18 protein-coding genes and 2 tRNA genes are annotated in these 19,662 nt (G+C 66.7%); 1 reads left to right on the forward strand and 19 read right to left on the reverse strand.

What is annotated here, in order from left to right; genetic code table 11:
• Nucleotides 1-176: 176 nt before the first annotated feature.
• From dctD to FFS27_RS02935, 17 genes are all read right to left on the reverse strand, one after another.
• Nucleotides 177-1,565, reverse strand: coding sequence for a two-component system response regulator DctD (gene dctD / locus FFS27_RS02855; protein WP_003096187.1), 1,389 nt, complete (start codon nucleotides 1,563-1,565; stop codon nucleotides 177-179).
• Nucleotides 1,562-3,400, reverse strand: a complete 1,839-nt coding sequence (gene dctB, locus FFS27_RS02860; protein ID WP_021264996.1) for a two-component system sensor histidine kinase DctB — start codon at nucleotides 3,398-3,400, stop codon at nucleotides 1,562-1,564. Before dctB ends, dctD begins: the two co-directional genes overlap by 4 nt.
• A gap of 59 nt (nucleotides 3,401-3,459) precedes the next feature.
• The gene (rfbC, locus tag FFS27_RS02865; RefSeq protein ID WP_009314461.1) at nucleotides 3,460-4,005 is read right to left on the reverse strand and encodes a dTDP-4-dehydrorhamnose 3,5-epimerase; all 546 of its coding nucleotides are present in this window, start codon (nucleotides 4,003-4,005) and stop codon (nucleotides 3,460-3,462) included.
• On the reverse strand, nucleotides 4,005-4,886 hold the full coding sequence (gene rfbA, locus FFS27_RS02870) for a glucose-1-phosphate thymidylyltransferase RfbA (protein ID WP_016264055.1): 882 nt from the start codon (nucleotides 4,884-4,886) through the stop codon (nucleotides 4,005-4,007). The genes rfbC and rfbA overlap by 1 nt, the downstream gene beginning before the upstream one ends.
• Complete coding sequence (gene rfbD, locus FFS27_RS02875) at nucleotides 4,883-5,791, reverse strand: dTDP-4-dehydrorhamnose reductase (RefSeq protein ID WP_023101701.1); 909 nt, start codon at nucleotides 5,789-5,791, stop codon at nucleotides 4,883-4,885. Before rfbD ends, rfbA begins: the two co-directional genes overlap by 4 nt.
• A complete protein-coding gene (rfbB, locus tag FFS27_RS02880) occupies nucleotides 5,788-6,846 on the reverse strand; it encodes a dTDP-glucose 4,6-dehydratase (RefSeq protein ID WP_003096179.1) in 1,059 nt (352 codons plus the stop codon). Before rfbB ends, rfbD begins: the two co-directional genes overlap by 4 nt.
• Nucleotides 6,847-7,081: 235 nt before the next feature.
• A tRNA-Thr gene (locus tag FFS27_RS02885) sits at nucleotides 7,082-7,157 on the reverse strand.
• A 73-nt stretch (nucleotides 7,158-7,230) separates the two neighbouring features.
• The gene (locus FFS27_RS02890) at nucleotides 7,231-8,760 is read right to left on the reverse strand and encodes a DHA2 family efflux MFS transporter permease subunit (protein WP_003096173.1); all 1,530 of its coding nucleotides are present in this window, start codon (nucleotides 8,758-8,760) and stop codon (nucleotides 7,231-7,233) included.
• Between the two features lie 10 nt (nucleotides 8,761-8,770).
• The gene (locus tag FFS27_RS02895; protein WP_003110594.1) at nucleotides 8,771-9,955 is read right to left on the reverse strand and encodes an HlyD family secretion protein; all 1,185 of its coding nucleotides are present in this window, start codon (nucleotides 9,953-9,955) and stop codon (nucleotides 8,771-8,773) included.
• 14 nt (nucleotides 9,956-9,969) lie between these two features.
• Entirely contained in the window at nucleotides 9,970-11,448 is a 1,479-nt protein-coding gene (locus tag FFS27_RS02900) for an efflux transporter outer membrane subunit (protein WP_009314457.1), read from the reverse strand.
• A 3-nt stretch (nucleotides 11,449-11,451) separates the two neighbouring features.
• Entirely contained in the window at nucleotides 11,452-11,922 is a 471-nt protein-coding gene (locus FFS27_RS02905) for a MarR family winged helix-turn-helix transcriptional regulator (RefSeq protein ID WP_003110596.1), read from the reverse strand.
• 398 nt (nucleotides 11,923-12,320) lie between these two features.
• Nucleotides 12,321-13,541: a methyltransferase gene (locus FFS27_RS02910; RefSeq protein WP_021263146.1), complete on the reverse strand. Its 1,221-nt coding sequence runs from the start codon at nucleotides 13,539-13,541 to the stop codon at nucleotides 12,321-12,323.
• 68 nt (nucleotides 13,542-13,609) lie between these two features.
• A complete protein-coding gene (locus tag FFS27_RS02915) occupies nucleotides 13,610-14,302 on the reverse strand; it encodes an ABC transporter permease (protein ID WP_003096163.1) in 693 nt (230 codons plus the stop codon).
• Complete coding sequence (locus FFS27_RS02920) at nucleotides 14,299-14,994, reverse strand: ABC transporter permease (protein WP_003110597.1); 696 nt, start codon at nucleotides 14,992-14,994, stop codon at nucleotides 14,299-14,301. The genes FFS27_RS02915 and FFS27_RS02920 overlap by 4 nt, the downstream gene beginning before the upstream one ends.
• 61 nt (nucleotides 14,995-15,055) lie before the next feature.
• Nucleotides 15,056-15,808, reverse strand: coding sequence for an ABC transporter substrate-binding protein (locus tag FFS27_RS02925; protein WP_003096156.1), 753 nt, complete (start codon nucleotides 15,806-15,808; stop codon nucleotides 15,056-15,058).
• Nucleotides 15,809-15,822: 14 nt separating this feature from the next.
• Nucleotides 15,823-16,596, reverse strand: a complete 774-nt coding sequence (locus FFS27_RS02930; RefSeq protein WP_003096153.1) for an ABC transporter ATP-binding protein — start codon at nucleotides 16,594-16,596, stop codon at nucleotides 15,823-15,825.
• A 248-nt stretch (nucleotides 16,597-16,844) separates the two neighbouring features.
• The gene (locus tag FFS27_RS02935) at nucleotides 16,845-17,534 is read right to left on the reverse strand and encodes a DUF502 domain-containing protein (protein WP_003110598.1); all 690 of its coding nucleotides are present in this window, start codon (nucleotides 17,532-17,534) and stop codon (nucleotides 16,845-16,847) included.
• A 158-nt stretch (nucleotides 17,535-17,692) separates the two neighbouring features.
• On the opposite strand from FFS27_RS02935, the gene FFS27_RS02940 reads away from it, so the two are divergent.
• The gene (locus FFS27_RS02940) at nucleotides 17,693-18,430 is read left to right on the forward strand and encodes an SDR family NAD(P)-dependent oxidoreductase (RefSeq protein WP_003096148.1); all 738 of its coding nucleotides are present in this window, start codon (nucleotides 17,693-17,695) and stop codon (nucleotides 18,428-18,430) included.
• Between the two features lie 56 nt (nucleotides 18,431-18,486).
• Here FFS27_RS02940 and FFS27_RS02945 read toward each other — a convergent pair.
• Together FFS27_RS02945 and FFS27_RS02950 are read right to left on the reverse strand one after the other, a co-directional pair.
• Nucleotides 18,487-18,562, reverse strand: a tRNA-Phe gene (locus FFS27_RS02945).
• Between the two features lie 113 nt (nucleotides 18,563-18,675).
• A partial coding sequence (locus FFS27_RS02950) for an oxidoreductase (protein WP_256659433.1) occupies nucleotides 18,676-19,662 on the reverse strand: 987 nt, incomplete at its 5' end.

Consider the following 19,662-nt stretch of genomic DNA (forward strand, 5'->3'; position numbering starts at 1 on the left):
AACAAGGGAAGTCTAGGCAGCGCAGCGGCAGATGCTGCGTGAATCGGAAAAGCGCCTGGTCTTCTGCTTGTTGGAACGCTCGGGAAGCCGTGAGCAAGCCCTGTGCCAGTCGGGCAAGGGTACGCAGGGGAGATGCTGCGGGCGCGGATGGCGAACGGTTGGCGGTAATCCGCCATTCATTCGCCATCATCTGGCGGATTTTCGCCAGGCGTATTGAACGGCAGGCCGTGCTTGCGCAGCTTGTCGTGCAGGGTCTTGCGCGGGATACCGAGGGCCTCGGCGACGCTGCGCAGCGAATTGTGCGGGCGTTCCAGTTCGGCAGCGATCAGCGAGCGCTCGAAGGCCTCGACCTTGGCGCTGAGGTTGTGCGGCTCGTCGGCGGCGTCGGGCAGGACTCCGTCGTCCAGGCTCAGGCCGAGACCCAGGGCGAAGCGCTCGGCGGCGTTCTGCAATTCGCGCACGTTGCCCGGCCAGTCGTAGGCCAGCAGCCGCGCCGACTGGCCGGCGTCCAGTTCGCGTGGCGTCAGGCCATGACGCATGGCGCCGGCTTCGGCGAAATGGCGGAACAGCAGCGGGATGTCTTCGCCGCGCTCGCGCAGCGGTGGAATGCGCAGGCTGGCGACGTTGAGGCGGTAATAGAGGTCGGCGCGGAAGCGGCCCTGGTCGGCGGCCTGGCGCAGGTCTTCCTTGGTTGCCGCGATGATGCGGATATCCAGCGGGATCAACTGGTTGGAGCCGAGCCGCTCGACTACCCGTTCCTGCAGCAGGCGCAACAGCTTGACCTGCACGTCCAGGCTCATGCTCTCGATCTCGTCGAGGAACAGGGTGCCGCCATTGGCGTACTCGAACTTGCCGATGCGGCGCTTCTGCGCGCCGGTGAAGGCGCCGGCCTCGTGACCGAACAGTTCGCTTTCCACCACCGATTCGGCGAGGGCGCCGGCGTTGATCGCGACGAACGGTCCGTCGCGTCGGCTCGACAGGTCATGCAGGGCCCGCGCGACCACCTCCTTGCCGGCGCCGGTTTCGCCAAGGACCAGCACGTCGGCCTGGATCGCCGCCAGCGAGCCGACCTGCTCGCGCAGGCGCTGCATGCCGGCCGAGCGTCCGATCAGGCGCCCATGCAGCTCGTGGCGTTCGGCCAGGGCCAGGCGCAGGGTGCGGTTCTCCAGGACCAGCCGGCGCACCTCCAGGGCGCGGCGCACGCTGTCGAGCAGGGCGTCGCTGGGGAAGGGCTTTTCCAGGAAGTCATAGGCGCCGCCGCGCATGGCCTGGACCGCCAGCGGCACGTCGCCGTGGCCGGTGATCAGGATCACCGGCAGGTCGGCGTCCTGTTCGTGCAATTGGCGGAGCAGTTCCATGCCATCGATGCCGGGCATGCGGATGTCGCTGACCACCACCCCGGGCCAGTCCTTGCACTGCGCGGTATCCAGCTGGCGCGCGTCGTCCAGGGTCGCGACCTTGAGCCCGGCGAGGTCGAGCGTCTGGCGCAGGGCCTGGCGCAGGTGCGGATCGTCGTCGATCAGCAGGACCTGGGTCTGGGCATCGAATGGCGCGAAGGGACTCATGCGCGGGTTTCCTCCTGGGGCATGGCGGCGACGCCGGGAACTCCCGGCAGCAAGTGCAGGCGCACCACGGCGCCGCCTTCGAGATGGTTGCCCATTTCCAGGCGGCCGCCGAGGGCGCGCAATAGGTTATCGCAGATGGCCAGGCCGAGGCCGAGCCCTTTGGCGGTGGTCTTGGTGGTGAAAAAGGGTTCGTGGGCGTGGGCCAGGGCGTCCTCGGAAAACCCCGGGCCGTTGTCGCGCAGGGTCAGGGTCACGCCGTGCTGGTCCTGGCTGGCGATCACCCACAGGCGCCGCGGCGGAGCTTTCTCGGCGAGCGCGTCGAGGGCATTGGTGAGCAGGTTGCCGAGGATCTGCCGCAAGCGGGTCTCGCCGGCCTGGACCCACAGCGGGGCGTCCGGCACGTCGCGCAACAGTTCGACGTTCATCGCCCGCCGCCGACTGGCGAGCATCGACAGGGCGTCCTCGATCGCCGGCTGCAACTGCACGTTCTCCGGCGCCCGGCGCGCACCGCGGGCATAGGCCTTGAGGTGGGCGATGATCGAGGCCATGCGGGTGGTGAGGTCGCTGATCTGCTCGAGATTGCCGCGGGCGTCTTCGGTGCGCTGGTGGTCGAGCAGCACCCGGGCGTTGTCGGCGTAGCTGCGGATCGCCGCCAGCGGCTGGTTGAGTTCGTGGCTGATGCTCGCCGACATGGTGCCGAGGGCCGTGAGCTTGCCGGCCTGGACCACTTCGTCCTGGGCGCGCATCAGCTCGCGCTGGGCCTGCTCGCGTTCGTGGACTTCCTGCTGCAACTGCGCGTTGGCGTTCTCCAGCTCGCGGGTGCGTTCCAGTACGCGCTCTTCCAACTGGCGCTTGGCCTCGGCCTCGAGAGCGATGCGGTCCAGGTAGTGACGGCGGCTGAGGGTCAGCAGGGTAAGCAGCAGGAGCAGGGCGAGCAGGGTCGCGCCGCCGATCAGCAGGACGCTGCGCACCGGCCGTTCGATGAGGGTGCGGGGGGCGTAGATGCTCACCGTCCAGCCGGTTTCCGGTAGCGTCCGGCTCTGGCTGAGCCAGGCGCTCTGCTGCAGGCGCAGGGGCTTCGGGTCCTGCACCGGGTAGGGGATGTTGGCGTGGATCTCGTCGCGCTCCGCCGCGCTCAGCGGCCGACTGGCATGGAAGCGCCAATCCTCGCGCGAGGAGAGGATCACCACGCCGTAGTTGTCTATCACCAGCAGTTGCTCCGGGGAATTGCCCCAGAGCCGTTCGATGTGTTCGAGATCGACCTTCACCACCAGCACGCCGATGATCCGCGAGCCTTCCTTCACCGCACTGGCGAAGTAGTAGCCGCGCTTGATCGAGGTGGTGCCCAGGCCGAAGAAGCGCGCCAGGCGGCCCTGCATGGCCTCGCGATAATAGGGGCGGAAGGCGAAGTTGCGGTGGACGAAACTGTCCGCCTGGGCCCAGTTGGAGGCGACCTGGGTAGTGCCGTCCGGTTGCAGCAGGTAGATCACGTCGGCGCCGGTGCGTCGGCGGATGTCGGCCAGCGCCTCGTTGGCGATCTTCTGCAGCAGCGGGTCGCCAGGTTGTTGCAGGGCCTGGCGCAGCACCGGCAGGCCGCCGAGGATCTGCGGCAGTTCTTCGTAGCGGCGCAGCGTGCCGAGCAGGTTGGCGACGTAGAGGTCGAGCGTCTGGCGGTTCTGCTCGGCCAACTGCTCGCTGTAGTAGCGCTCGGCGAAATATTGCAGGGGCCAGAGCAGCGGCGCGAGAAGCAGGGCGAGGATGACCAGCGAGCGCCAGCGATGGAAATAGGCTTTCAAGACGAACGAACCTGTCGTGGCTGCGAGTATCCGGGGCATCCCGGACGGGATGCCCTAAATTATCACGCCTTGCGCCGAGTCCGGTCGCTCCCTGCCGTTCAGGGGAAGCAGTCGGCGTCGGCGAATGACTTGCCCTGGCGGTCCTTCTCCGAAAGCAGGGGGGCATCCTGCAGCGGCCAGTCGATCTTCAGCTCGGGATCGTTCCAGACGATGCAGCGTTCGTGTTCCGGCGCCCAGAAGTCGGTGGTCTTGTAGAGGAACTCGGCGTATTCGCTGAGCACCACGAAGCCGTGCGCGAAGCCGGCCGGAATCCACATCTGGCGCTTGTTCTCCGCGCTCAGGCGTTCGCCTACCCAGTGGCCGAAGGTCGGCGAGCCGCGACGCAGGTCGACGGCCACGTCGAATACCTCGCCGAGGGTGGCGCGCACCAGTTTTCCCTGGGCTTGCCGGATCTGGTAGTGCAGGCCGCGGAGGACGCCACGGGCGGAACGCGAATGGTTGTCCTGGACGAAGCTGACCGGATGACCGCAGGCCTCCTCGAAGGCGCGCTGGTTGTAGCTTTCGAAGAAGAATCCGCGATCGTCGCCGAACACCCGGGGTTCGAAGAGGATGACGTCGGGGATTGCCAGGCGGGTCGCTTTCATCAGTACACGGTTCCAGTCAGCAGGCGCTTGAGGTATTGGCCGTAGCCGTTCTTGGCCAGCGGCGCGGCGAGTTTTTCCAGTTGCGCGGCGTCGATCCACTTCTGCCGGTAGGCGATCTCTTCCGGGCAGGCCACCTTGAGACCCTGGCGGTTCTCCAGGGTGGCGATGAACTGGCCGGCCTCGAGCAGCGAATCGTGGGTGCCGGTATCCAGCCAGGCGTAGCCGCGGCCCATGATCTCCACGCTGAGCTGGCCGCGCTCCAGGTAGGCGCGGTTGACGTCGGTGATCTCCAGCTCGCCGCGCGGCGAAGGCTTCAGGTCCCTGGCGATGTCCACCACCTGCTGGTCGTAGAAATACAGGCCGGTGACCGCGTAGTTCGACTTCGGCTTCAGTGGCTTCTCTTCCAGGCTGATGGCCTTGCCGCCCTGGTCGAACTCGACCACGCCGTAGCGCTCCGGGTCCAGCACGTGGTAGGCGAAGACGCTGGCGCCGGTCTGGCGCTGCGAAGCGCTGCCGAGCAACTCGTGGAAGTCGTGGCCGTAATAGAGGTTGTCGCCCAGGACCAGCGCGCTGAGGTCGTCGCCGATGAACGACTCGCCGATCAGGAAGGCCTGGGCCAGGCCGTCCGGCGACGGTTGCACGGCATATTGCAGGTCCAGGCCCCAGTTCGAACCGTCGCCCAGCAACTGCTGGAAGCGTGGGGTGTCCTGTGGGGTCGAGATGATCAGTATCTCGCGGATGCCCGCCAGCATCAGGGTACTGAGCGGGTAGTAGATCATCGGCTTGTCGTACACCGGCAGCAGCTGCTTGGAGATGGCCAGCGTTGCCGGGTGCAGGCGGGTGCCCGAGCCTCCGGCGAGGATGATGCCCTTGCGTTTCATAGTGGTCCCTGTTCGCTCAGTTCCTGGATCATGCGTCCGGCATGGTAGCGCCAGTCGGGCAGTACCAGACCGAAGACCTGTTGCAGCTTGCGGTTGTCGAGGCGCGAATTGGCCGGACGCTTCGCCGGCACCGGGTAATCCTCGGTGGCAATCGGCAGGACCCGCTGCGGCGTCGCCTGCAACTCCCAGCCCCGCTCCAGAGCCTGTTCGATGACGAAGCGCGCATAGAGGTGCCAGGACGTCTCGCCGCTGGCGACCAGGTGGTAGGTGCCGCTGGCCCGTGCTGCCAGCTCGGCGTCCCAGCGCAGGCGCTGCAGGGCCTGGGCGGTGACGTCGGCGATCAGCTCGGCGCTGGTCGGCGCGCCGAACTGGTCGGCCACGACCTTGAGTTCGTCGCGTTGCCCGGCCAGGCGCAGCATGGTCTTGGCGAAGTTCCCGCCGCGCGCGGCGTAGACCCAACTGGTGCGGAAGATCAGGTGGCGGCAGCCGCTGGCGCGGATGGCCTGCTCGCCTTCCAGCTTGGTCTGCCCGTAGACGCTCAGCGGGCCGGTCGGCGCGTCCTCGGCGAAAGGCGCGCTGCCCGCGCCGTCGAACACGTAGTCGGTGGAGTAATGCACCAGCCAGGCGCCGCAGGCCGCGGCCTCCTCGGCCAGTACCGCGACGGCGCAGGCATTGATCAGGCGGGCGTTGTCGGCATCGCTCTCGGCCTTGTCCACCGCGGTGTAGGCGCCGGCGTTGACGATGAACTGCGGCCGCTCGGCGCGAACCAGTCGCGCCAGGCCTTCGGGGTCGGCGAGATCGGCGCGCCGGCGGTCGCAGACCAGCAGTTCGCCCAGTGGCGCCAGGGCGCGCTGCAGCTCCCAGCCGACCTGGCCGTTGGCGCCGAGGAGAAGGATCCGGTTCATGCGTACTGCTTACCCACCCACTCGCGGTAGGCACCGCTGGTTACGTTGGCCACCCAGTCCTGGTTGTCCAGGTACCAGCGCACGGTCTTGCGGATGCCGGTCTCGAAGGTTTCCGCCGGCTTCCAGCCCAGCTCGCGCTCCAGGCGCGTGGCATCGATGGCGTAGCGGCGATCGTGGCCCGGACGATCCTTGACGAAGGTGATCTGCTCGCGGTAGCTGCGGCCGTCGGCGCGCGGCTGCTCCTGGTCGAGGATGGCGCAGAGGGTCTCGACCACGTCGAGGTTGGCCTTTTCGTTCCAGCCGCCGACATTGTAGGTCTCGCCCAGTTGCCCGGCTTCGAGGACCCGGCGGATGGCGCTGCAATGGTCCTTGACGTAGAGCCAGTCGCGGATCTGCTGGCCGTCGCCGTAGATCGGCAGCGGCTTGCCGGCCAGGGCGTTGTGGATCACCAGTGGGATGAGCTTTTCCGGGAAGTGGTAGGGGCCGTAGTTGTTCGAGCAGTTGGTGGTCAGCACCGGCAGCCCGTAGGTGTGGTGATAGGCCCGCACCAGGTGGTCGGAGGCCGCCTTGGACGCCGAGTAGGGACTGTTCGGCTCGTAGCGGTTGTTCTCGGTGAAGGCCGGATCGCTCGGTGCCAGCGAGCCATAGACTTCGTCGGTGGAGACGTGGAGGAAGCGGAATGCCGCCTTCGCTTCCGGCTCCAGCGCGCCCCAGTAGGCGCGCACTTCTTCCAGCAGGCGGAAGGTGCCGACGATGTTGGTCTGGATGAAGTCCTCGGGGCCGTGGATCGAGCGGTCCACATGGGATTCCGCGGCGAAGTTGAGGATCGCCCGCGGTTGGTGCTCGGCGAGCAGGCGGGCTACCAGCTGGCTATCGCCGATATCGCCGGCGACGAAGGTGTGCCGGGCGTCGCCGTCGAGGCTGGCGAGGTTCTGCCGGTTGCCGGCGTAGGTGAGCTTGTCGAGGCTGACCACCGGCTCGTCATGCAGGGCCAGCCAGTCGAGCACGAAATTGGCGCCGATGAAGCCGGCGCTGCCGGTCACGAGAATCGTCATGAGTCATACCTTGTTCAAGCAGTGGTTGTCCGTAGGGCTGCTTCGACACGTCCCGCCAAGGTGTACCAATCGATCGTGAAGACGACGATTAGTACGGGAAAAATGGCGATCCTGCCAACCCCAGATCTGGTAGGTGCATCTGACCCGGCATTCTATGCGAAGTGCCATCATCGGGCGGCAGGTAGGAGGATAAAACAAAAAAGCCCCGCGCGAGGCGGGGCTTTTCGGGGATTCGTGGTGCCGGCACCAGGAGTCGAACCCGGGACCTACTGATTACAAGTCAGTTGCTCTACCAGCTGAGCTATACCGGCGAAGAGGGCGACATTATAGCCAGCCGCCGCCAGGAGTAAACCACTGATTTTCCTGCCCGAATGCCGTTCGTCCTCAGTGCCCGGAGGCGGCCGCGCCGGGCTTGGCGCCGAACGGCGGGCGGGCCAGCCAGATGATCACCAGCAGGGCGAGGAACAGCCAGCCGAGCATGGTGAAGTAGTCGATGGTGGACATCATGTAGGCCTGGCTCTGCACCATCCTGTCGAGCAGCGCCGCGTTCGCCTGGGTGTTGCCGCCGAGCTGGGCGAGGGTTTCGTGGGTGGCCGGGTCGTAGAGACTGATGTTTTCGCTGAGATAGGCGTGGTGTTGGGTGGCGCGGCGGTTCCAGATCCAGGTGGTCAGCGAGGCGGCGAAGCTGCCGCCGAGGGTGCGCAGGAAGGTGGCCAGGCCGGAGCCGTCGGCGATCTGGTCGGGGGGCAGGTCGGAGAGCAGGATGCTCAGGATCGGCATGAAGAAGAATGCCACGCCGAGCCCCATGATCAACTGCACGATGGCGATATGCTGGTAGTCGACCTCGGTGGTGAAGTTGGCGCGCATGAAGCAGGTGATGGCCATCGCCAGGAACGACAGGCCGGCGAGCATGCGCAGGTCGAAATGGTTGGCGTAGCGGCCGACCAGCGGCGAGAGGAACACCGGGAGGATGCCGATTGGCGCGGCGGCCAGCCCGGCCCAGGTGGCGGTGTAGCCCATCTGGGTCTGTAGCCATTGCGGGAGCAGCAGGTTGATGCCGAAGAACGCGGCATAGCCCAGCACCAGCGCCAGGGTGCCGGCGGCGAAGTTGCGGTGGGCGAACAGGCGCAGGTTGACGATCGGATGGCGGTCGGTGAATTCCCAGATGATGAAGAAGGCCAGGGCGATCGCCGCGATCAGCGCGCCGCCGACGATGAAGTTCGACTCGAACCAGTCCAGGTCGTTGCCCTTGTCGAGGACGATCTGCAGGGCGCCGACGCCGATCACCAGGGCGATCAGGCCGACGTAGTCCATCGGCGCCTTCTTGATCACCACCGGGCGTGCCTTCAGTTGCTGGTAGACGACGAAGGCGGCGAACAGGCCGACCGGCACGTTGATGAAGAAGATCCACGGCCAGCTGTAGTCGTCGGTGATCCAGCCGCCGAGGATCGGCCCGGCGATCGGCGCCACCACCGTGACCATCGCCAGCAGGGCCAGGGCCATGCCGCGCTTCGCCGGTGGGTAGATGGAGATCAGCAGGGTCTGGGTGATCGGATACAGCGGCCCGGCGACGAAGCCCTGCAAGGCGCGGAAGCCAACCAGGGAAGGCATCGACTGGGCGATGCCGCAGAGGAACGAGGCGAGTACGAACAGCAGCGCGGCGGCGATGAACAGGCGCACCTCGCCGACCCGCCGGGCCAGCCAGCCGGTCAGCGGCAGGGCGATGGCGTTGCTCACGGCGAACGAGGTGATCACCCAGGTGCCCTGTTCCGAACTTACCCCGAGGTTGCCGGAGATGGTCGGCAGGGCGACGTTGGCGATGGTGGTGTCGAGCACCTGCATGAAAGTCGCCAGGGACAGGCCGATGGTCGCCATCACCAGGCTGGGCGGGGAGAAGCTGCTGCTTTCGCTCATGCTGGCAGGCTCAACGCTGGGCGGTCTTGCCGTGGTCTTCGGCGAGGTTGGCTTCGATCAGGCGTTCGATCAGCTTGTCGGCCGAGGCCAGTTGCTGCTGGTAGACATCGGTGGAGAACAGCGCTTCGCGCGGTGGCTGCTGGGCCAGGGCCGGGCCGCTCTGGTCATGCAGGTCGACCTTGACGTCCATCGACAGGCCGATGCGCAGCGGATGCTTCTGCAATTCTTGCGGATCGATATGGATGCGCACCGGCACCCGCTGGACGATCTTGATCCAGTTGCCGGTGGCGTTCTGCGCCGGCAGCAGGGAGAACGCGCTGCCGGTGCCCACGCCGAGGCTGTCGACGGTGCCGCTGTAGCGCACGTCGCTGCCGTAGAGGTCGGAGCGGATCTCCACCGGCTGGCCGATACGCATGTGCTTGAGCTGGGTTTCCTTGAAGTTGGCGTCGATCCAGATCTGGTCCAGCGGGACCACGGCCATCAGCGCATTGCCCGGTTGCACGCGCTGGCCGACCTGTACGCTGCGCTTGGCGACGTAGCCGGTGACCGGCGCGACGATGGTCGAACGGGCGTCGTCCAGGTAGGCCTGGCGCAGTTGCGCGGCGGCGGCCTTGACGTCCGGATGGGAGGTGATCTGGGTGTCGTCGACCAGCGCTCGATTGGTGTTCAACTGCTGTTCCGAGCTGGTCAGCGAGGCTTTCGCGCTGTCCAGGGCGTCGCGGGCGTGGGCCAGTTCCTCCTGGGAAATGGCGCCGTCGTCGGCGAGGTTCTTGCGCCGCTTGTAGTCGGCCTCGGCCTTGGCCAGCGCGACCTTGCGGGTGGCGACCTCGGCGCGATAGCCGTCGACGTTGCTGAACAGCCCGCGTACCTGGCGCACGGTGTGGGCCAGGTTGGCCTCGGCGCGCTGGAGGGCGATGTCGGCGTCGCTGGGATCGAACCTGACCAGTTCCTGGCCCTTGCGCACCAGGTCGCCGTCGTCGGCGCCGATGCTGACCACGGTGCCGACGATCTGCGGGGTGATCTGTACCACGTTGCCGTTGATGTAGGCGTCGTCGGTGTCCTCGTGCCAGCGGCCGTAGAAGAACTCCCAGGCCACGCTGGCCAGGGTGGCGAGGACGATCACGGCGAGCAGGATCAGCAACCAGCGCTTGCGCTTCGGGTTGCCGGCGGGGGTTTCGCTGTTGGCGGTAGTCATGGTGGGTGCCTCGTTCATTCTGCCGGCGCTTTCGCGGTAGCGAGCGCAGCGGAGCGGGAATCGGGTTGGAAACCGCCGCCCAGGGCCTGGACCAGCTGGACGGAAAGATCGATCTGCTGGCTCTCCAGGCTGGCCAGCTGGCGTTCGGCGACCAGCAGTTGCTGTTGCACGCTGAGGGCGTCGAGGTAGCTGCCGACGCCTTCGCCGTAGCGACGCATGGCCAGGTCGAAGTTGGACCTGGCGATATTGCGGGCCTGGCGCTGGTCGATCACCTGCTGCTCCAGGGAGCGCAACTTGCCGAGGTCGTCGCTGACCTCGCCGAGGGCCTGGACCAGCGTCTTGTTGTACTGGCCGACGGCCAGGTCGTAGTCGGCGTCGCGTTCGGCCAGGTTGGCGCGGCGGCGGCCACCGTCGAAGATCGGCAGGGAGATCGCCGGCGCCACCTGGAAGAAGCGGCTCGGCGCCTGCAACACGTCGCTGGTGTGCAGGGCGGCGAGGCCGGCCATCGCGCCGAGATTGAGGTTGGGATAGAACTCGGTCTTCGCCGAGTCGATGTTGCGGCGCGCCGCCTCGACCCGCCAGCGCGCGGCAACGATGTCGGCGCGGCGGCCGAGCAGTTCCGCCGGGAGCACCGAGGGCAGGCTCAGGCTGGCCGGGTTCAGCGGTTGCGGGCGCTGCAGTTCGAGACCGCGATCGGGCCCCTTGCCCAGCAGCACGGCGAGGGCGATGCGGGCGCTGGCGATGTCCTGCTCGGCGGCGCTGAGCTGCTGGCGGGCGGTAGCCAGCTGGGTCTGCGTCTGTTGCAGCTGGACCTTGCTGTCGAGCCCGGCGCTCATGCGCTTCTGGCTCAGCTCGGTCATGCGCTGCGAGCGCTTCAGTTCTTCCTCGGCGAGATCGCGCACGGTAAAGGCGTGGGCGAGGTCGCTGTAGGCGCGGGCGATGCTTGCCGAGAGGCCGATGCGCGCGGCCTGGCTGTCGATCCGGGCGGCATTGGCCTGGCCGAGGGCGGCTTCCCAGGCGGCGCGCTCGCCGCCCCAGAGGTCGAAGTCGTAGTTGAAGCCGAGCGACAGGTACTTGATCGCCGAATAGCGGCCGCCGAGTGGTGCCGGGGCCACGCTGGTCGGCGCGCGGATGCCGGAGTAGCTGGCCTTGGCGTCCAGCGTCGGCTGGCGCGCGGCATCTTGCGCCTGGGCCGTTGCCGCCGCCTGGCGCGCACGCGCCTCGGCGATCTGCAGGTCGGGGGTGCCTTGCAGGGCTTCGCCGATCAGTTGGTCGAGCTGCCGGTCGCCGAGCCCGGTCCACCAGTCCTGGCGCGGCCAGGCCGCTGGCGAAAGGGCTACGCCGTCCAGGCTCCTGCCCGCCTGGAGGGCGCCTGCCGGTTGCAGTCGGGCGTTCGGTTCCAGGCCTTCGGAAGTGACGCAGCCGGCGGCCAGCAGTATCGCCGAGGCCAGCACCAATCGCTGCGGCCAGAGATGGAGAGGAGGGAACGGCATGGATCAGGACTCCTGCAGGCTGGCCCGCGGGCAGCCGGCGTGTAGCAGAACCTTGGTCAGCAGATGGGTCAGCGTCTGCAATTCTTCCGTGCTCAGGCAGGCGACCAGCTCGTTCATCGCCGCCGAGGCGATCAGAGGAAGCTGCTCCTGGACCTTCCGTCCCGCTTCGCTGAGATCCAGGCGCAGGCAACGGCGGTCTTCGGGACAGCGACCACGCAGCAGCAGCCCTTTTTTCTCCAGGCGCGCCAGCATGCGAGTCATCGAGCCGCTGTCCACCGACAGCTCGCGACACAGTTCGACCGGACTGTTGGCACGGTTGAGACCGACGAAGATCAGCACCTTGAACTGGGCGGCGGTTATGTCCAGCGCGGCTAGGTGCTTCTCGAGGATGCGGTCCTTGGTCGCGGCACTGACGCCGATGAGCTGGCCAATGGAGCCCTTGAAGGGAAAGTCGGAAGCGCTGTAGTGGCCCATGGGGGATCGCTGTCTAGGCAGGGAAAGTGTTTCAAAATAATACTGCCTAGGCAGCGATTAACAAGAGGTCAACCGTTGCAATAAAAGAACAATCCGTTCCTTCGAACGTCATGCGATGCCGTTTTGCAACTATTGCCGGTGCCGAAGTCCACTTTCGGATTAACCGGAAAGCCAGGCTTATGCACAAGCGGGCAAGGGATAGGAAGGAAACGCTCTAAGAGTCGCTGCGGTTATTTCGGTTGTTATCAAGATATTGTTTTATATGGATTTTATTTTTTCTGTTCATTTTTTGAACAGCATTGCCCGCCCCTGGATACGGGCCCCTCGGCAGATGTTTCCCAGAACTTGTCACCAGACTTATCCACAGGTTGTGTGGGCAACCATCCGGAACACCCGTATCAGCTGCGCTCCGCAAGGATCAGCAGGTTTCGCGGAGACAGGGAGGTCGGACAGAACTCGCCCAGGCGGACGCTATAGCCCTGTTCGACCAGATACAGGCAGCGGTCCAGCAGCAGCCAGAGTTCCAGCGGGCGGCGGAACAGGGCGCGCACCAGTTCCAGGTTGCGAACCATCGCCAGGCGCTTCCAGCCGGCCGCTTCCAGCGCCTGCCAGTCGCGCGCGGCCGGTTCGGGAAGTCCCTTGAGGGCGGCGAGTTCGCGACAGTAGTCGGCGTATGGACGTTCCAGCCAGGCCACCGGAAGGGAAGGCACACTGAGGTACTGGTCGATTCCGCGTAGCTCGCGCTGCAGCAGGTCGAAACCCAGGCGCCGGGCCATCGACTGGTCGCGCTGGCGACGGACCCGTTGGCTGGCGGTGACTGTCTCGCTCAGGGGCAGGCGCAGGTCGTCGAGCGATAGCGCGAGCAGCGATCGGCCTGCTGCTTGCGAGAGTGGCTGGTAGAAAGGCCCCGGAATGCGGTTGTAGCAGCATGGCGCCACCGCCAGTTGGCGACAGCCGGCCTGGCTGGCCAGGCGCAGCAGGCGCAGGTGCAGTTCGCCGCAAGCGTGCAGGGCCACTGGCGTATGCCCGGGAAGCAGGCGCTCGGCGCAGTCCACGGCCAGCACATCCTGGCGGAGGTGGTGGGCGGAGAGCCCCAGGCGGTCGCTCAGGCGCTGTCCGTCGGCGACCAGCGCGGGATCGTGTTCGAGGCAGGTCAGCGGTTGCCCCGCATGGGCCAGCAGGCGGCCCAGATGGCCCTTGCCGGAGCACCAGTCGAGCCAGTGGACGACCGGCCGGGCGAACTGCAGGCGCCCGGCGAACAGGCCGATCTGCTGCCACTTGCGTCCCGGTACGTCGACATTGAAGCGGTTCGGTGCCTGCGGGCGTTCCGCCAATGGCAGTTCGCCGACCGCGCCCAGCGCTGCGGCCTGGGCGGCGAGCTGCGGATAAGGCGCGGGCGCGGCCAGGCGGGTGGGCTGGTTGTGCTCCGCGTCGGCCTGTTCGAGGCTGCGCCCGCGCAGCCAGGACGCCAGCTCGGCGTGTTCGGCTTCCCATGCCAGGGTCGGTTCGCTGAACGGGCGGGGTCGCCAGAGCCGCTGGTGTTCGAGGAGGAACGCGTCCAGCGCGAGGAAGCGCTGCGACAGGGCGTCGCCAGTGAGGAACGGGAAGGTTTCGGACACGATGCGAGCGGCAGCGGGAAAACGGGGCGGCGATTATAGCCGCCCCGCAGGCATCGGAAAGCGCCCGCTCAGCGGCCCTGGGTGGCGTCGACCCGCAACCAGCGTTCGATCAGGCGGAAGATCCGCGTCAGCACGATGGTGATCACCAGGTACAGCGCGCCGGCCAGGCAGAAGAACAGCATCGATTCGTAGGTGCGGGCGATGATGGTCCGGGCCATGCCCATGATGTCGAACAGGGTCACGGTGTAGACCACCGCGCTGGCCTTGAGCATCAGGATCACTTCGTTGCTGTAGGCCGGCAGGCCGATGCGCACCGCGCGCGGCAGGATGATGTGCCAGAGCGCCTGGCGCCGCGACATGCCGAGGGCGCGGGCGGCCTCCACCTCGCCGACCGGCACCGAGTGGATCGCGCCGCGGAGGATCTCGGCGATATAGGCGGCGGTGTGCAGGGTCATGGTCAGCAGCGCGCACCAGTACGGATCGCGCAGGTAGGGCCAGAAGGCGCTCTTGCGCACTTCCTCGAACTGCGCCAGGCCGTAGTAGACGATGAACAGTTGCAGCAGCAGCGGCGTGCCGCGGAAGAAGAAGATGTAGGCGTACGGCACCGCGCGCACGTACCAGTGCCGCGAGGCGCGGGCGATGCCCAGCGGCAGGGCCAGGGCGAGCCCGGCGACCACCGCGATCGCCAGCAGCTCCAGGGTCAGCGCCGCGCCCTGGAGCATCTTCGGCATCCACTTGAGGATCAGCTCCCACTCGCTCATAGCTCGTTCCTCACGAAACCACGGCCGGCGCGACGTTCGAGGAAGTGCAGGGCGACCATGATGACGACCGTGAGGCTCAGGTAGATGGCGGCCGCGGTCATGTAGAAGGTGAAGGGTTCCTTGGTCGCGTTGGAGGCGACCTGCGCCTTGCGCATGATCTCGTCGAGGGTGATCAGCGACACCAGCGCGGTGTCCTTCAGCAGGATCAGGTACAGGTTGCCGAGGCCGGGCAGGGCGACCCGCCAGATCTGCGGCAGGACGATGCGCCAGAAGATCCGTCCGGGCGACAGGCCGAGCGCCTGGCCGGCCTCGCGATGGCCGCGCGGAATGGACAACAGCGCGCCGCGGAACACCTCGGTGGCGTAGGCGCCGAAGCACAGGCCGAGGGCCAGGGTGCCGGCGGCGAACGGCGAGAGTGCCAGGTCCGGCTTGCCGAAAAGGTCGCCGAGGGCGTTCAGGCCGCTCACCGTGCCGAAATAGATCATCAGTACCCAGAGCGTTTCCGGCACGCCACGGACGATGGTGGTGTAGGTGCCGCCGAGGAAGCGCAGGGCCGCGTACTTCGAAGTCTTCGCGATGGCGCCGAGGAGGCCGAGCAACAGCCCCACGCAGACCGCCGCCAGCGACAGCTTGAGGGTCATCCAGGTACCGGCGAGCAGTTGGTCGCCGAACCCATGCAGGTCGAGAATCATGAGAAGTCAGGCCTGAAGGCGGCCACCGCCGGGACGCGCCCGGCGGTGGCCTGGCTTGGCATCAATAGATGCTGAAGGGGAAGTACTTGTCGTTGATCTTCTTGTAGGTACCGTCGGCGACGATTTCCTTCAGCGCGGCGTTGAGCTTCTCGCGCAGCGGGTCGCCCTTGCGCACGGCGATACCGATCTTGTCGTTGTCGAACACCGGTTCGCCCTTGAACTCGAACTCCTTGCCGGCGTCGCTCTTCAGCCAGTCGTACTGCACGAACTTGTCGGCCAGCACGCCGTCCAGGCGCCCCGAGGAGAGGTCGAGGTAGGCGTTCTCCTGGGTGTCGTAGAGCTTGATGGTGACCACGTCGGCCATGTTGTCTTCCAGCCAGGTGCCGGCGATGGTGGCGCGCTGGGCGCCGATCACCTTGCCCTTCAGGGAGTCCTTGTCGGTCTTGAAGTCGACGCTCTTCGGCGCGACGAACTGCAGCTTGTTGGTGTAGTAGGGATCGGTGAAGTCGACTGCCTGCTTGCGCTCGTCGGTGATCGACATGGACGCGACGATGAAGTCGAACTTCTTGGCGTTCAACGCCGGGATGATGCCGTCCCAGTCGGAGGTCACCACCTCGCACTCGGTCTTCATCTTGGCGCACAGCGCCTTGCCGATGTCGAGGTCGAAGCCGACCGCCTGGCCGCTGGCATCGATGCCGTTGAAGGGCGGGTAGGCGCCTTCGGTGCCGATGCGCAGCTTGTCGGCGGCGCTGGCGTCGAGGGCGAAGGCCAGGGTTGCAGCGGCGGCCAGCAGGATCTTCTTATAGTTCTTCATGCGGTGTTGCTCCGTTAGCGGTGGCTGGACATGAACTGTTTGCAGCGCGCCGACTGGGGGTTTTCGAAAACCTGTTGCGGCGTTCCCTGCTCTTCTACCAGGCCCTGGTGGAGGAATACCACCTCGCTGGAAACCTGGCGGGCGAAGCTCATTTCGTGGGTGACCAGCAGCATGGTCCGGCCCTCTTCGGCGAGCGCACGGATCACGTTAAGCACTTCCTGTACCATTTCCGGGTCGAGCGCCGAGGTGGGCTCGTCGAACAGGATCACCTTGGGTTGCATGGCCAGGGTCCGGGCGATGGCCGCGCGTTGCTGCTGGCCGCCGGAAAGTTGCGCGGGATAGCTGTGGCGCTTGTCGGCGATACCGACCTTGGCCAGCAGGCCCTCGGCGATCTCGATCGCTTCGGCCTTGCTCTTGCCCAGTACGCGACGTGGCGCCTCGATCACGTTGTCGAGGATGCTCATGTGCGGCCACAGGTTGAAATTCTGGAAGACGAAACCGAGTTCGCTGCGCAGCCGGTTGATCTGCTGGCTGTCGGCGGCGACCAGGTCGCCGTTCTTGCTCTTCTTCAGGCGCAGCTCTTCGCCGGAGACCAGGATCTGGCCCTGGTGCGGATTCTCCAGCAGGTTGATGCAGCGCAGGAAGGTGGATTTGCCCGAGCCGGACGATCCGAGGATGGAGATCACGTCGCCGTCGCGGGCGGTGAGGGAGATGCCCTTGAGCACTTCGAGGTCGCCGTAGCGCTTGTGCAGGTTACGGATTTCCAGTGCGGGGGTGGCCTCGGCCATGGATTTTCCTCTTGTTATTCGGATTGGAAGGGCCTTCCTGGCGAAGGCAAGCTAGCACAGCGCTTCAACCGGAGCCAAGCAGGCTGCGTGCCTCTGGAGCGGGGTTGGCGGCATCTTGTCGCATCGCTGCAGTGCGCTGTCGCGTAGGAACAAAACTGTCGGCTTTCGAAGAAAACTCCTGGCGAACCCTGACCTGAAGCAGAGCCTGGAGGTCGGTGCGCGCCCCGTTCCCGGGCACGCAGGACCGCCTATGGAGCCGCCGGCGGCTGCTCCGCGCGCGGCTCCGCCAGCACCTTGGCGGCGGCCAGCGGCGGCGGTGGGGTGATGCCCATCGACACATAGATGCTGGTGAAGGTGTCCATGCCGATCTGTGCCGGTTTCACCCATTCCACCGGAACGTAGAGCAGGCCGCCGCCCACCGGGATCGGCGCGGTCGGCACCAGGATCGCGTAGTGCGCGCGGCCGTCCAGTTCCACCGCTTCGGGGTTGGGCATCAGCGCCAGCACGGCGGCGCCGTCGCCGCCGAAGAAACACCACACCGGACTCATCGCGGCGATGTCGGCGTCCTGCTTCTTGTCCAGCAGGCCGACGAAACGGTCGGCCAGGTTGTACAGGTTGCCGATCAGCGGGGTGCGCCGCAGGGTCAGGTCGAACAGGTTGGCCAGCGGCCGCTTCAGGCCTAGCTGTACGCCGAGGCCAAGCAGGTAGATGGCTACCAGCAGTAGCGCGGTACCGAGCAGGTAGGCCAGTGGCGAATCGCCGGCGAGCGGCTGGCCGATGGCGGCGAAGCCGCGACCGATCAGGCTGGATGGACCGACGAAGCGGTTCAGCAAGCTGACCACCCAGGCCAGCAAGGCTACGGTGAGTACCAGCGGCAGCATCACCAGCAGGCCGGCGAGCCAGGTGGTGAGCAGGGAGTTGAAGCTTTTCTTCAGCATCGATCGGGGGTCCGGACAAGGTCCGCCTAGTCTATCGGCACTGCCTGGCTCACGCTCGGCCGTTCGCCGGGATGGGCGAAAGATCCGCCGCGGCGATTCGTCATTCCTTGTAGGCTGTGCGAGTCGCGTTCATTCCAGCAGGCCTTCACGGAGGGCGTATGGCGGAGAGAAAGACCCTGTTGCTGACCGGGGCGAGCCGCGGTATCGGGCATGCCACGGTGAAGTACTTCAATGCCGCGGGTTGGCGGGTGTTCACCGCGTCGCGGCAGAGCTGGGCCAGCGAATGTCCCTGGGCGGACGGCGAGGAAAACCACATCCACCTGGACCTGGAGGACATTCCCGGCGTCGAGGCCAGCCTGGAACTGATCCGCGAGAAGCTCGGCGACGGCCGGCTCCACGCGCTGGTGGACAATGCCGGCATCTCGCCCAAGGGCGAAGGCGGCGAGCGCCTCGGTGTGCTGGAAACCGACTACGCCACCTGGCTGCGGGTGTTCAACGTCAACCTGTTCTCCACCGCGCTGCTGGCGCGCGGCCTGTTCGCCGAGCTGAAGGCGGCGCAGGGAACGGTGATAAACGTGACCTCCATCGCCGGCTCGAAGGTGCATCCGTTCGCCGGGGTGGCCTACGCAACTTCCAAGGCGGCGTTGTCCGCGCTGACCCGCGAGATGGCCCACGACTTCGGCCCGCATGGGGTGCGGGTGAACGCCATCGCGCCGGGGGAGATCGACACCTCGATCCTGTCGCCGGGCACCGAGGAGATCGTCGAGCGCAGCATCCCGCTGCACCGCCTCGGCCGGCCGGAGGAGATCGCTTCGCTGATCTACTTCCTCTGCACCAGCGGCGCATCCTACGTGAATGGCGCGGAAATCCACGTCAACGGCGGGCAGCACGTCTAGGCGAACGGCGGAAAGCAAAAAGGCCCACCCGGAGGTGAGCCTTTTCGTCGTGTTCATGGTGCCCAGGGACGGAATCGAACCGCCGACACGGGGATTTTCAATCCCCTGCTCTACCAACTGAGCTACCTGGGCAACGGGGCGCAATTAAACGGGTTTAGCGCGGCAGTGTCAACACCGGCGAAGAAATTTTTTTTGTTTTTTAACGCCTTACGATCCCCTCGCGGTTTCCGCCGGACTGCCGGGCCTCAGTTCCAGGCTTGGCGTTCCTCGTCGCGCAGCTCCACCGGCAGGCTCCGGCCTTCCTCGGCGGAGCGTCGTGCCAACTCCAGCAGGGCCATCAGCGCGCAGGCCTGTTGCGCCGACACCGGGTTGCGCGACTGACCGCGGATGGCGGCGGCCAGCGCCTGGTAGTAGCGGCTCTGGTCGCCAGCCGGGGTGACCAGCGACTGGCGCAGGCCCTGGCCGTCGATATGCTGCAACAGGTCGGGATCGCGGCCCCAGCCGGCGGAACCGGGGTGCAGTCCCTGCAGCAGTTGCGCTTCCTGGATGTCGGCGCCGGCCTTGAGCAGGCTGCCGTGGTCGCCGTGCACATTGAAGCGTGGCGCCGGATTGGCAGCGAGCATGCTGGCGCGCAGCGCCACCTGGCAGTGCGGATAGTCGAGCAGGACCTCGAACCAGTCGTCGGTCAGCGCGCCCTCGCGCAGCCGGCGCAGGTGTCCGTGCATACGCTGCGGTATGCCGAACAGGCACAGTGCCTGGTCGAGCAGGTGCGGGCCGAGGTCGAACCACAGCCCGGAGCCGGGCAGGTCGTGTTCGCGCCAGCGGTCGCGGACCTGCGGACGGAAGCGCTCGATGGCCGATTCGAAGTAGCGCACCGGGCCGATGCTGCCGGCCTGCAGGGCGGCCTCCACGGCGAGGAAGTCGCTGTCGAAGCGCCGGTTCTGGAACACCGAGAGGACCTGCCCAGGCCGTTCGCGGGCGAGGTCGGCGAGGCGCCGGGCTTCGGCCAGGGTGACGGTGAACGGCTTGTCCACCACCACGTGCTTGCCGGCGCGCAAGGCCCGTTCGGCGAGGCTGGCGTGGGTGGCGTTGGGCGAGGCGATGACCACCAGGTCGATGTCGGCGGCCTCGATGGCCTCATCCGGGTCGGCGCTGATCCGGGCTTCGGGCAGGTCGGCGTGCACCCGCCCGGCGTCGCGCGAGACCACGCGCTCCAGGCACAACGCCGGTAC

The sequence above is a fragment of the Pseudomonas sp. 2VD genome (assembly GCF_005503585.1).
In the GTDB taxonomy this organism is placed as follows: Bacteria; Pseudomonadota; Gammaproteobacteria; order Pseudomonadales; family Pseudomonadaceae; genus Pseudomonas; species Pseudomonas aeruginosa.